Raw genomic sequence first — 12,232 nt, 5'->3', positions numbered from 1 at the left:
TCCTCACCGATCACGAGATCTTCGCGAGATCACGCCGGGTGAGGCGGCAGCGGAGGCTGCACGGGGTGGCCCCGCTGGAATCCATCGCGTCGCTCACCCCGGGCGACTACGTGGTGCACCTGGAGCACGGCATCGGCCGGTTCGACGGCCTCGAGAGAGTGGTCGTCGGCGACGAGACGGTGGAGACGCTCAAGATCGAGTACGCCGAGGGAGAGATCCTCCGCGTGCCACACTACCGGCTCGACCTGATCGAGAAGTGGACGGGCGTGGGAGAGGCGGAGGAGTCGGTCCGCCCGCCGGCCGTCCACAAGCTGGGCGGGAAGAAGTGGAAGAAGCTCAGGAGCCGGACGGAGGAGTCGATCCGGGCCATGGCGACCGAGCTGCTCGAGCTGTACGCCCATCGGCGGGTCAGCGAGGGGTTCGCGTTCAGTCCGGACACCCGGTGGCAGAGAGAGATGGAGTCATCCTTCCTCTACGAGGACACTCCGGACCAGCGCTCGGCATGGCTCGACGTGAAGCGGGACATGGAGGCCCCGGCGATCATGGATCGCCTGGTGTGCGGCGATGTCGGGTACGGGAAGACCGAGGTGGCCATTCGCGCCGCCTTCAAGGCCGTCCAGGACGGCAAGCAGGTGGCCGTCCTGGCTCCGACGACCATCCTCGTGGAACAGCACCTCCACACCTTCTCGGAGCGCCTGGCCGGGTACCCGGTCCGGGTGTCGGCGTTCTCGCGTCTGCGCACCGCGGCCGAACAGAAGGCGGCGCTGCACGACCTCGAGGAAGGTCGGATCGACATCGCGATCGGCACCCACCGCCTCCTCTCCCGCGACGTGGCATTCAGGGACCTCGGTCTCCTGGTGGTGGACGAAGAGCAGCGCTTCGGGGTGCGGCACAAGGAGCGGCTGAAGGACCTCAAGCGGACGGTGGACGTCCTCACGCTGACGGCCACCCCGATCCCGCGCACGCTTCAGCTGGCGCTCGGAGGCCTGCGCGACCTGTCGCTGATCGAGACGGCGCCGCGCGACCGGATGCCCGTGATCACCCACGTGCTGCCGTGGAGCGACGCGGTTCTCCAGGACGCCATCCGCCGCGAGCTCGACCGCGCAGGGCAGGTCTTCTTCGTCCACGATCGGATCGAGACGATCGATGCCCTCGCGCAGCGGGTTCGCCGGCTGGCCCCGGATGCGAGGCTGGCCGTGGCCCACGGCCGGATGCGGGAGCGGGACCTCGAGGAGACCATGACGGCCCTGATGGACGGGGACCTCGACATCCTCGTGTCGACCTCGATCATCGAGAACGGCCTCGACGTGCCGACGGCGAACACCATGATCGTCCACCGTTCCGACCGTTTCGGGCTCGCGCAGCTGTACCAGTTGCGGGGACGGGTCGGCAGATCGCACCACCGGGCGTATTGCTACCTTCTGGTGCCCGAAGGCGTGACGCCCGAGGCCGTGCAGCGGCTCCGAATTCTCGAGCACCACACGGAGCTCGGCTCGGGATACCGGGTGGCGCTCAAGGACCTCCAGCTCCGGGGCGCCGGGAATCTGCTCGGGGCGAGCCAGTCGGGCTTCGCCCAGGCCGTAGGCTTCGACACCTACCAGCGGCTCCTCGAACGCACCGTCCGCCGTCTCCGGGGCCAGGACGAGGAACCGTCCACGGGCGGAACGCAGGTGAACGTCGAGGGCGAGAGCTACCTCCCGGACGAGTACGTCGCGGGCTCCGAGCAGAAGCTGAACCTGTACCGGAGGATCTCGCGGCTCGGAAGCACGGCGGAGATCGACGAGCTCGAGGAGGAGCTCCGCGACCGCTTCGGCCCCATACCGGAGCCGGCCGTGCGGCTCCTCGCCTCCGTGCGCCTGCGTCTGGTGGGAGGCCGGATCGGCGTGGAATGGCTGCGGGTATCCGAGCGGGATGCCCGCATGAACTTCGCCTCCGATGCGGTCCCCCGTCTCGCGCCGCTCCGCGACGCGCTCACCGATCGCCAGATCGCGGTTGAAGTGCGGCGTACGCAGCCGTTATCCTTAAAGCTTTCCCGCGCCGGGGTGGAGCCGCTGTTGCCCACGCTCGTCGCGGCACTGGAGATTCTGGAAGATGCCCCGGACCTGAAGGCTTCCGGGGCCCGTTGACATCCCGCAAGGAACGCTGGAGTCCATGAATAGAACGCTATTCGCGATCGTGCTGGCTCTGCCGGCCGTCCTGGCCGCGTGCGGCGCGTTCGACGACGCGCTGACGCAGCACGCCCGTCCGGCCGCCACGGCCGGGGGTCTGACCCTGGACCAGGGAGAGCTCGCGCACCTGATGGCCGCCTCCCCGATTCCCGATTCGGCGCTGACGCCGTACTGGGCCGGGGAGTTCGCGCGCCTGTGGGCCGACTTCATCGTCCTCTCCCGGCTGTACGCCGAGCCCGACACCACCCGGGCGGTGGACTACACCCGCCTCATGGAAGACGGGCGTCACCTCTCCGCCATCGCCGTCATGCGCTACCGGGACAGCGTGGTCATGGCCGGGATCGAGCCTTCTGAGGAGGAGCTTCGGGCATACTTCGAGCTCCGTCAGCCCTACACTCGACTGGACGTCCGCCGGATCGTTCTCGAGGTGCCCGAAGGAGGGGAAGGTCGGGACGGTGCGCTCGCCCGGGCCGAATCGGTGCGCGAGCGTCTCGTGGGCGGCGCGGACTTCGTGGAGATCGCCCGGGAGGTGAGCAGCGAACCAGTCCAGGCGCGGGGCCAGATCCTCGCCTACCAGGGGCACGACGACTTTCCGGCGGCGGCCGACTCGGCGGTGTTCTCCCTCCGGCCGGGCGAGATCAGCCCGGTGGTGGTGACGGATGACGAGGTCTTCCTGTACCGGGTGGAGGCACGACGCGAGCCCGACTTCGAGGAGGCCCGCGACCAGCTCTATCGCCGGGTGCTCGAGGAGCGGGAGGAGGCCCGCCAGCAGGAGGCGCTGGAAACCGAGGTCGGCAACGCCCGGCGCACCGTCCTCCAGGGCGCCCTGGCGGTAGCCTCGGACGTGGCCGGGGACCCGGAGCTCGCGGCGGAGCGCATCCCGGACGGAATGCGGCTGGTCACGTGGGATGGAGGGAATCTGTCCGTCGGGGAGCTCCGGCGCCTCTTCGTGGTTCGCGAGGACCTCCGCCGCGCGTTCGCCGAGGCCACGGAGGATGAGATCTACGATTACCTGATGCGGCTGGCGCGGGATGAGATCCTCATACAGGCCGCCGCCGAGTCGGGCGTGACGGCGAACGCGGAGGAGCGAGAGGCGCTCGCCGCGGCCCTGGCGGAGCAGCTCGGACACATTGCCCGACGCATGGGGCTCACGAGCCAGCTGGTCGCCGATGCCCGCTTCGACATCGACGAGCAAGGCTATTATTTCCTTCAGGGCGTGATGACCCGGTCCAGGGCGCTGCCGTGGCTGGGCGAGTTCCGGGTGGTGCTGGACCCGATGTTTCCGGTTCGGGTAGATGACGCCGGCGTCCGAAGCGCGGCTCGGCAGGCAAGCGAGCTGCGAGCGGCCGGCGTGGGGCCGGCGGAGCGCGAGATGCCCGAAGTGGACACCGGAGAGACGAGGGTGGAGATCGGATGAGCGGTTCCATCACGCGCCGGCCCTGGATCGGCATCACGGCGGCGGCGACTTCGCTCGCCCTGTGCGTGGCGCTTCTCCCGGCCGGGCGGGCCGTGGCACAGGAGCCGGGGGAGGACGCGCCGGACGCTCCCTCGACCGCCGTCGTGGACACGGTCGAGACCGTCGACCGGATCGTCGCCGTGGTCGGCGACACGGCCATCCTGTACAGCGAGATCATCGAGTCGATCGTCCAGGCCGGAGCGCAGGGGGAGGAGATCCCCGAGTTCGGGACCGCGGAGTTCGATTCGCTCGCGAAGGAGACGCTGACCAACCTGGTCGACTCGCGAATCCTGCTGCAGAAGGCGGAGGAATCCGATCTCCGGCTGCCTCCGGAGGCGCTGGACGGAGAGACCGATCGCCGGTTCCGGGAGATCCGGAACTCCTTCCCCACGGCGAGCGATTTCCAGGCGGCGGTCACCCAATCCGGGCGGACCCTCGTGCAGTATCGCCAGTGGCTTCGCAGCCAGGTTCGATCGCAGATGCTGATCGACGAATTCATCCGGGCGAGCCGGAACGACCTTCCGCCGGTGTCGGTCACGGACGAAGAGATCGAGACCTATTTCGAGGAGAACCTGGCCGGCGAGACACGCCCCGCCTCGATCGGCTTCGAACAGGTCGTCATCGAACCGCGGCCGGGCCAGGTGGCTCGGGACAGCGCCCGGCAGCTGGCCGAACAGGCCCTGGCCGAGATCGAGGACGGGAAGGAGTTCGAGATCGCCGCCCGGGAGTACTCCGTGGACCTGTCCAACCGGAACGAGGGGGGCGACCTGGGGTGGGTACAGCGTGCAGCCCTCGTCGACGCCTTCGCCGATGCGGCATGGTCGGCCCGCACCGGCGAGCCCGTGGGCCCCGTCGAGACCCGCTTCGGCTTTCACATCATCCGGGTCGACAACGTGCGCGGTGGCGAGCGCAAGATCCGCCACATCCTGATCCGCCCGGTGCTTTCGGACGAGGATTTCCGCAGCACCGGCGAGCTGGCCATCGCGGTGGCCGACTCGATCCGGGCCGACCAGGCCACCGTCCGCGAGATGGCCGACCGCTACGGTCTCCGGGAGATCCCGGTTCGTTTCCCGGAGATTCCGTACGATCGGATCGGGCAGTTCGGGGAGGCATACGCGCAGGCGCTCGCGAACCCGGTCCCCGGCTCGGTGGTGGGCCCCTTCCAGACCGAAGGCTTCCCGGGCGGTCCGCCCGTGTTCGCCATCGTGCGGGTGACGAGCTACCAGTCCGCGGGAAGCTGGAAGCTCGAGGACGTGCGGGAACAGATCCGGGAGAACCTCTTGTACGAGAAAGGCTACGTGCGCTTCCTCGAAGAGCTCCGAAACGAGGTATACGTCGATATCCGGCTCTGATCGCGGGTTGATCGGCGGGCCGACCGCCGGCCATGCGAAGGTCGCAGGTGATGCGTCCCGCCTTCCCCGCATCGCGGTCACCCTGGGAGACCCCAGGGGCATCGGCCCGGAAGTGACACGGGCGGCGCTGGTGGACCTGGCGCCGCGCGAACAGGCCGAGTTCGTGGTCATCGGGCCGGATCCCGCCTCTCTCCCCATCCCGTTCGATCTTCCCCCGGCGACGGGATTCCGCTCCATCGGCCGGTGGAACGAGGGCGCCGATCGGGAGGCAGGCGAGCTCTCGCTGGCCGCGATCGAAGCCGGCATCGACCTGTGCCTGGCCGGCGAAGCGGACGGGCTCGTCACGGCCCCGATCGCCAAGAAGGCCATCCGTGCCGCCGGCGTGAGCCACCCCGGCCACACGGAGATCCTGCGGGAACGCTGCCGGGTACCGGAGGTGACGATGATCATGGCCGCCGAGGAGACGATCCTCGGCGGCCCTCTCCGGGTCGCCCTGCTCACGGTACACGTGCCCCTCCGGAGCGTGCCCGGGCTGCTCGACGTCGACCTCGTGGTGCGGCGGTCCTCCATCGCCGCCCGGGCGCTCCGGGAGTGGTGGGGCATCGACCGGCCGCGTCTTGCGCTGGCCGGAGTGAACCCGCACGCTTCCGAGCAGGGGCTGTTCGGGGACGAGGAGGCGCGCGTGCTGGAACCGGCCGCGTCGCGCCTCAGGGAGTCCGAGGGCGTCGCGGTTGAAGGCATCTTTCCGGCGGACACCGTGTTTCGCCGCTGTGTCGAGGGCGCCGTCGATGTCGTCATGGTTCCGTATCACGATGTCGGTCTCGCCGTCCTCAAGACCCTGGCGGGGGAGACCGGAGTGAACGTGACGGCAGGGCTTCCCTTCCCGCGCACCTCTCCGGATCATGGCACGGCGTTCGACATCGCGGGCCGAGGCGTCGCCGATCCCTCTTCGATGAGGACGGCGATCGAACAGTGCGTCCGTTTCTGTCACCGGGGGAGGTAGAGACAGGGTGGTCAGGCTGCACTCCGTGACGAAGAGCTTCGGCGGGGCTACGCCCGCCGTCCACAACGTGTCCTTCCACCTCCGGAAGGGGGAGTTCGCCTTCCTGACCGGTGCCTCGGGCGCCGGCAAGACCACGGTGCTCAAGCTCGTCCACATGCTCCATCAGCCCACCTCGGGAGAGGTGCGCGTGTCCCGCTTCAGCTCGAAGCGCATAAAGCGGCGCGAGCTTCCCGAGCTGCGTCGCCGGGTGGGCTACATCTTCCAGGACTTCCGCCTGCTCGAGAACCTCACCGCCGAGGAGAACGTGGCCTTCGCGCTCCAGGTGACCGGGTTGCCTCGCGCGAAGGTGGGACCGCGGGTCCAGAAGCTCCTGAACCAGGTGGGGCTCGCGTCCCGGGCCGGCGCCTACCCGCGGGAGCTTTCGGGAGGAGAGCAGCAACGGGTGGCCGTGGCCCGCGCCCTCGCGAACGAGCCGCTGGTCCTGCTGGCCGACGAGCCGACCGGAAACCTCGACGATCGGGCCAGCGCCGGCGTGTTCAACCTGTTTCAGCGGATCAACGCGTCGGGGACCTCCGTCCTCATGGCGACCCACGACGCGGAGCTCATCCGCAGGCACGGCGACGTGCGGGTCATCGAGCTGGAACAGGGCCGGCTCGTGTACGATTCCGCCGGCGGAGCGGAAGCGGAGGCGGAGGCATGAGGTCGCTGCGCGAAGCGCTGGCCGGAATCCGTCGGGCCCCGGTCCTCACCGGGCTCTCGGTGGTGGCGATCGGCCTCAGCGTGTTCAGCCTCGGCCTCTTCGGCCTCACCGCGCATAACATCGACGTGGCCCTGTCCGACGTGGAAGGACGCGTCGCGGTGGTCGCCTACCTGCGGGACGACGCCTCCGAAGAGCTGATCGAGATCGCGCGCAACGAGATCGAGTCGTTTCCGGAGGTCGAAGCCGCCCGGTACGTATCCAAGGTCGAGGCCCTGTTCGAGGCCTCCCGCGAGCTGACCGAGTTCTCGGACGTCTACTCCGACCTCGAGGTCAATCCCCTGCCCGCCTCGATCGAAGTGTCCCTGCTGGCCGATCATCGCACGCCGGCCGACGTGGAGGCCGTCGCCGACCGGATCTCGTCGTATGACTTCGTGGAGGAGACCCGGTACGGACGCGAATGGGTCGATCGGATCTACGCGCTGCGACGGGTGGCCGGCGGAGCGGCCGTCATTCTCGGCGCCAGCTTCGCCATCGGGGCGGCTCTCCTCATCGGCATCGCCGTCCGCATGACGGTGCTCGCACGGGCCCGCGAGATCGCCATCATGCAGACCGTGGGCGCGACCGACGGATACATCCGGCGCCCGTTCCTGGTGGAGGGGCTGCTCACCGGCCTCGGCGGAGGGCTCCTGGCCCTCGGCATGACCCGGGGCGCCTACGAGGCGATCGAGCGGACGCTCGTATCGCTCTCCTGGCTGCCCGATCCGTGGGTGGCCGGTGGGCTGGCGCTGGCCGGGTTCCTCGGCATCCTGGCCGCGTGGCGCGCCGTGCGCCGGGAGCTACGCCGGATCGATGCGTACTGAGCGAACCGCCCGGATCCGGGTGGTCGCCTGCCTGGCACTCGGGGCGCTCGGCCTCTCCGTCACGTTTCCGGCCCCGGCGTCCGGCCAGGATGCGATCGGAAGCCAGATCCGGGACAGCCAGGACCGGCTCGAGCAGATCCGCAGGGAGCGCCAGCAGCTGGCGAGGGAGTACGAGACGCTCCGCGGGCAGGTCCACACCTTCTCCGAGGAGATCGCCAACATCGAGGGCCGCATCGGGTCTTCGCTGGAGGCGCTTGACGAGCTGGACCTGCAGATCCAGGCCTATGCGATGCTGGTCGATGAGACCACGCGCGACATGCTCCGCACCCACGACGAGCTGATCCTGCGGCGCACCGAGCTGCAGGCGAGGCTGCGGGAGATCTACAAGCGCGGGGATCTCCACGCCGTGCAGGTGATGATGGAGGCCCGTTCCTTCGGCGACCTGCTCAGCCGCTACAAGTACCTGCACCTCGTCGCTCAGTACGACCGGACCCTGGTGCGCCAGGTGCAGAGGCTGGAAGAGCGGCTGGTGGAGCAGCGGCAGCAGCTGGCGCAGGAGTTCGCCCGCCTTCGGTCCCTTCGGGGCGAGAAGCAGCGCGAGATCAGCGACCTCGAGGTCCTGGAAGCGCAGCGCGAGCGCCGGCTGGCGAACACCCGGCGCCGGGCGTCCCAGGCGGAAACCCGCATTTCGGCGCTCGACGAGGAGGAGCGCCAGCTCGGAGACCTGCTGGCCGAGCTCGAGCGGGCCCGCATCGAAGCCGAGCGGGTGGCCGGCACCTCGAGCACTTCGACCCTCCGGACCTCCGACCTGGGGAGCCTGAACTGGCCGGTGGAGGGCAGCATCGTGTATCGGTTCGGCGAGGCCAAGCCGGACGTGGAGGACGTGTGGAAGGGGGTGGGGATCGGAGCCGCCCGGGGCACCCCGGTCGCGGCCGTCGAGGCCGGCGAGGTCGCATGGGCAGGCTCGCGGGGCGTGCTCGGACAGACGGTGGTGATCGATCACGGCGGAGGCTACTTCTCGGTCTACCTGTACCTGCAGGATCTGCGGGTCCGCATGGGGGACAGGGTGAGCGCCGGCCAGCTCATCGGACACGTGGGAGGCGACGATGCCTCGCCGGGAGGCACCCACGTCGAGTTCCAGATCTACGAGCCCGGTCGGGGCGGCAACCCGCGGCAGGTGGACCCGGTGCGGTGGCTGCGGGGGCGATCGTGAGCCTGCTTCCCGTCGTCGGGCACTCGGAGCTGCAGGAGCGGTTGGCGTTGGCCGCCGGCAACGGACGGATCCCGCAGTCGCTCCTGTTCTGCGGCCTTCCGGGCGTCGGAAAGCAGCGTCTGGCCCTGTGGCTCGCCGCCCTCGTCCAATGCGGCGGCGAGGCGGACCGCCCCTGTGGACGCTGCACGTCGTGTCGGCTGGCCGCCGGGCTTCAGCATCCGGACATTCACTGGTTCTTTCCCCTTCCCTCGCCGAAGGGGGTATCCGGCGACCGGCGGCGCCAGAAGCTGGAGGAGGCGAGACTCGAAGAGCTGGACGCGCGTCGGTCGCATCCCCTCTGGCCCACGGTGGCGGATGACTCCGTCTCGATCTTCCTGCCCATGGTCGAGGAGATCCGATCGAAGGCGATCCAGAGGCCGGCCATGGGGCCCTCCGCGGTGTTCGTGATCGGGGACGCCGAGAGGATGGTACCGCAGGCCTCGAGCCCCGAAGCCGCCAACGCCTTCCTGAAGCTGCTGGAGGAGCCGCCACCCGACACGCTGGTGTTCCTGACGTCCAGTCGCCCGGGAGCCCTTCTGCCCACCATTCGTTCCCGCGTCCTGCAGGTCCGGGTCACCGCTCCGGCGCACGCGGCGGCCCGCGAGTTCCTCGTCGAGCACGCCGGGATGCCCGCCGAAGAGGCGGCCTCCGCCCTTCGGCGCTTCGAGGGCTCGATCGGGACCGTGCTCGCATCGAGAGACGAGGACGGCACGAACCCTTCCCGCGAGGCGGAGACGCTCCTCGCCTGCGCGCTTCGAGGATCGAGGGCAGACCGCTTCCGGCTCGCCGCGGGCTACCCCCCGGCCGGCGCACGCGGCGCCTTCTCGGGGATGCTGGACGCCCTCGAGCGCACCCTGCGCGACGCGGCCTCCGTGGCGGCGGGAGTCCCCGAGGCCGCCCTGGACAGCGAGACGGCCGGCCGGGTGGGAACGTTCACGAATCTGCGGGCGGATCGGCTGGCCAGGGCCGTTCAGCACGTCGAGGTCGCCCGCGCCGCGGCGGCCGGGAACGGCAACCCGCAGAGCATCGTGGCCGTGCTGCTGGCGGACCTGGGCTCGACGCTGGTCCCCGAGTCGCGCTCTCCGGTCGGAACACCAGGCAACGGATGAGGTATTAGCAAGGGTTATGGCTAAAACGGACTCGCTATCGCACGTGGATGACCGGGGCCGCGCCCGCATGGTGGACGTGAGCGCGAAGCCGGTGACCCGGCGACAGGCGACGGCCGAGGGTGAGATCCGTATGGACCTTGAGACCCTGGCCGCGGTCCGGGCGAACGAAGTCGCCAAGGGAGACGTACTTACGGTGGCCCGCGTGGCGTCGATCGGAGGTGCCAAGCGAGCAGCGGAGTGGATTCCGCTCTGCCACCCGCTGACGCTGGACGCGATCGACGTCGAAATCGACACGAAGCCGGAACTTCCGGGTATACGTGTCGGTGTGACCGTAGCGACGGAGGGTCGCACCGGCGTCGAGATGGAGGCTCTTGCCGGCGTGACGGCCGGATTGCTGGCCGTCTATGACATGTGCAAGGCCCTGGACCGCGAGATGGAGATCGGCCGGGTTCGGCTGATCGCCAAGTCCGGAGGTCGGACCGGCGAGTGGCGCCGGGTCGAAGACGTCGGGACGTCGTGAGGGAACCGAGACTCGAGCAGGGGAAGAATAGATATGCCGAAGCGAAATGACGAGTTCCGACTGGGGCCCGAACCGCTGAGAGACGCGGTCGTGGACCTGCGGGACCAGCTGCGGGATGCCCGTAAGCGTCCGGGACCGATCGCGGGCCTGGCCCTCGGGGCGCTCGCCCTGATGACCGTCCTGAACGCCGCCTGGCTTCTCGGCACCGCCAAGCCGCGCATCGCCCGGGCGGAGGCCACCGCGAGCGCGGCCCAGCAGGCGGAGCGTGACGTCCGGAGCCAGCTCGCCGTCAGCCAGATGCGAAGCCACAATCTCGAGGAAATCCACGAGTATTCGTCGCGCTATCGCATCCCGGCGGATCTCGCGGAAGCGATTCACTCGATCGCCCTCACCGAAGACCTGGAGCCGGAGCTGGCCTTCCGACTCGTCGAGGCCGAGTCGTCTTTCCGGCGGAATGCCCTCAGCGAAGCCGGCGCCGTCGGATACACGCAGATCCTCCCGAGTACCGCCCGGTGGCTCGACCCCACAGTGGACGAGGGAAGCCTGTTCGAGCGCGACGTGAATCTCAGGATGGGGTTCCGATACCTGCGCCTCCTGCTGGAGGAGAACGCGGGGGACATGCGGCTGGCCCTGCTGGCCTACAACCGGGGGCCCGCCACCGTCCGGACGATCGTGGCGAACGGCGGCGATCCGGCGAACGGATACGCGAGCCGCATCATGGGCGGCGAATAGGGAGCGAAGTTCTTCCTGCGCCGAACGGCCGGCGGGCTCGGGCTCGCCGGCCGTCGTGCATCGGGCGTCGATCCCCTATACTCGGGCACGAAACCTGCTCGTCCTGTACACCCGTTGGGAACGTATCTCGTCAAGAACCAGCGTCCCGGGAACGCAGCGCCGATGTCAGAATTCGACTCTCTTCTCTCGAAGATCGAGACCCGCGAAGCCGTGGTCGGCATCGTGGGCCTCGGATACGTGGGACTTCCGCTGGCAATCGCCTTCGTCGATGCGGGATTCACCGTGCTCGGCTTCGACGTGAACCCGCAGGTCGTGAAAGATCTATCGCAAGGCCAGTCCCACATCGGGGATGTGACGTCCGCGTCCGTCTCCTCGGCGGTGAACAACGGTGTTCTGTCGGTGACGACGGATTTTGCCAGACTCGCCGAGCCGGATGCGGTGATCATCTGTGTGCCGACCCCGCTCTCCAAGACCGAAGACCCGGATCTCTCGTACGTGATGCAGGCCACCGAGGCGCTCGCCGGAGTGCTGCGGGCGGGTCAGCTCGTCGTACTCGAATCCACCACGTATCCCGGCACGACGCGTGACCTGGTCGCGCCGGCGCTCGAAGCCTCGGGGCTGACGGCGGGAGAGGACTTCTTCGTCGCCTTCAGCCCTGAGCGCGTGGATCCGGCCAATCCGACCTGGGGTGTGGCGAACACTCCGAAGATCGTCGGGGGCCTGACGGAGAAGTGCCACCGCCTCGCGGTGGCCCTGTACGCGGACGTGATCGACCAGGTGGTCGAGGTCTCCTCACCGGAGGTCGCCGAGCTGGCGAAGATCCTCGAGAACACGTTCCGGGCGGTCAACATCGGTCTCGTGAACGAGATGGCGGTGATCGCCGACCGGCTGGGGATCGACGTCTGGGAGGTGATAGACGCCGCCTCGACGAAGCCGTACGGCTTCATGCGCTTCTTCCCGGGGCCTGGACTCGGAGGACACTGTATCCCGATCGATCCGTTATTCCTCGCGTGGAAGATGAAGACGTTGCAGTACCGGACCCGCTTCATCGAGCTGGCGGCCGAAGTGAACGCCGAGATG

Annotated in this window: 11 protein-coding genes; all 11 read left to right on the top strand. The window is 69.1% G+C overall.

Features of this window, described 5'->3' with window-relative positions:
* The coding region (gene mfd, locus AC36XV_RS06290; protein WP_492202826.1) for a transcription-repair coupling factor at nucleotides 1-2,126 on the top strand (2,126 nt) is incomplete at its 5' end.
* A 25-nt stretch (nucleotides 2,127-2,151) separates the two neighbouring features.
* The gene (locus AC36XV_RS06285; RefSeq protein WP_492202825.1) at nucleotides 2,152-3,585 is read left to right on the top strand and encodes a peptidylprolyl isomerase; all 1,434 of its coding nucleotides are present in this window, start codon (nucleotides 2,152-2,154) and stop codon (nucleotides 3,583-3,585) included.
* The gene (locus AC36XV_RS06280) at nucleotides 3,582-4,976 is read left to right on the top strand and encodes a peptidylprolyl isomerase (RefSeq protein WP_492202824.1); all 1,395 of its coding nucleotides are present in this window, start codon (nucleotides 3,582-3,584) and stop codon (nucleotides 4,974-4,976) included. Before AC36XV_RS06285 ends, AC36XV_RS06280 begins: the two co-directional genes overlap by 4 nt.
* 7 nt (nucleotides 4,977-4,983) lie before the next feature.
* A complete protein-coding gene (locus AC36XV_RS06275; RefSeq protein WP_492202823.1) occupies nucleotides 4,984-5,979 on the top strand; it encodes a PdxA family dehydrogenase in 996 nt (331 codons plus the stop codon).
* A gap of 7 nt (nucleotides 5,980-5,986) precedes the next feature.
* Nucleotides 5,987-6,679 (top strand): cell division ATP-binding protein FtsE, encoded by a 693-nt coding sequence (gene ftsE, locus AC36XV_RS06270; RefSeq protein WP_492202822.1) that lies wholly within the window; start codon nucleotides 5,987-5,989, stop codon nucleotides 6,677-6,679.
* On the top strand, nucleotides 6,676-7,539 hold the full coding sequence (locus AC36XV_RS06265) for a cell division protein FtsX (protein ID WP_492202821.1): 864 nt from the start codon (nucleotides 6,676-6,678) through the stop codon (nucleotides 7,537-7,539). Before ftsE ends, AC36XV_RS06265 begins: the two co-directional genes overlap by 4 nt.
* Nucleotides 7,529-8,752, top strand: a complete 1,224-nt coding sequence (locus AC36XV_RS06260) for a murein hydrolase activator EnvC family protein (protein ID WP_492202820.1) — start codon at nucleotides 7,529-7,531, stop codon at nucleotides 8,750-8,752. The genes AC36XV_RS06265 and AC36XV_RS06260 overlap by 11 nt, the downstream gene beginning before the upstream one ends.
* Complete coding sequence (locus tag AC36XV_RS06255) at nucleotides 8,731-9,900, top strand: DNA polymerase III subunit (RefSeq protein ID WP_492202819.1); 1,170 nt, start codon at nucleotides 8,731-8,733, stop codon at nucleotides 9,898-9,900. Before AC36XV_RS06260 ends, AC36XV_RS06255 begins: the two co-directional genes overlap by 22 nt.
* 16 nt (nucleotides 9,901-9,916) lie before the next feature.
* Nucleotides 9,917-10,420 carry a cyclic pyranopterin monophosphate synthase MoaC gene (gene moaC, locus AC36XV_RS06250; protein WP_492202818.1) on the top strand — a complete coding sequence of 168 codons (504 nt, stop codon included), beginning with the start codon at nucleotides 9,917-9,919 and terminating at the stop codon, nucleotides 10,418-10,420.
* A 33-nt stretch (nucleotides 10,421-10,453) separates the two neighbouring features.
* Nucleotides 10,454-11,152, top strand: a complete 699-nt coding sequence (locus AC36XV_RS06245; RefSeq protein WP_492202817.1) for a transglycosylase SLT domain-containing protein — start codon at nucleotides 10,454-10,456, stop codon at nucleotides 11,150-11,152.
* Between the two features lie 162 nt (nucleotides 11,153-11,314).
* Nucleotides 11,315-12,232: nucleotide sugar dehydrogenase (locus tag AC36XV_RS06240; RefSeq protein ID WP_492202816.1), on the top strand; the 918-nt coding region annotated here is incomplete at its 3' end.

This window comes from Candidatus Benthicola sp. (genome assembly GCF_058719085.1).
This window is presented reverse-complemented; position numbering and strand designations above follow the sequence as displayed.

Bases quoted from the DNA above. Each gene is read 5' to 3' on its own strand.
- AC36XV_RS06285 (WP_492202825.1), top strand. From the start codon at position 2,152: ATGAATAGAACGCTATTCGCGATCGTGCTGGCTCTGCCGGCCGTCCTG.
- AC36XV_RS06280 (WP_492202824.1), top strand. From the start codon at position 3,582: ATGAGCGGTTCCATCACGCGCCGGCCCTGGATCGGCATCACGGCGGCG.
- AC36XV_RS06265 (WP_492202821.1), top strand. From the start codon at position 6,676: ATGAGGTCGCTGCGCGAAGCGCTGGCCGGAATCCGTCGGGCCCCGGTC.
- AC36XV_RS06260 (WP_492202820.1), top strand. From the start codon at position 7,529: ATGCGTACTGAGCGAACCGCCCGGATCCGGGTGGTCGCCTGCCTGGCA.
- moaC (WP_492202818.1), top strand. From the start codon at position 9,917: ATGGCTAAAACGGACTCGCTATCGCACGTGGATGACCGGGGCCGCGCC.
- AC36XV_RS06245 (WP_492202817.1), top strand. From the start codon at position 10,454: ATGCCGAAGCGAAATGACGAGTTCCGACTGGGGCCCGAACCGCTGAGA.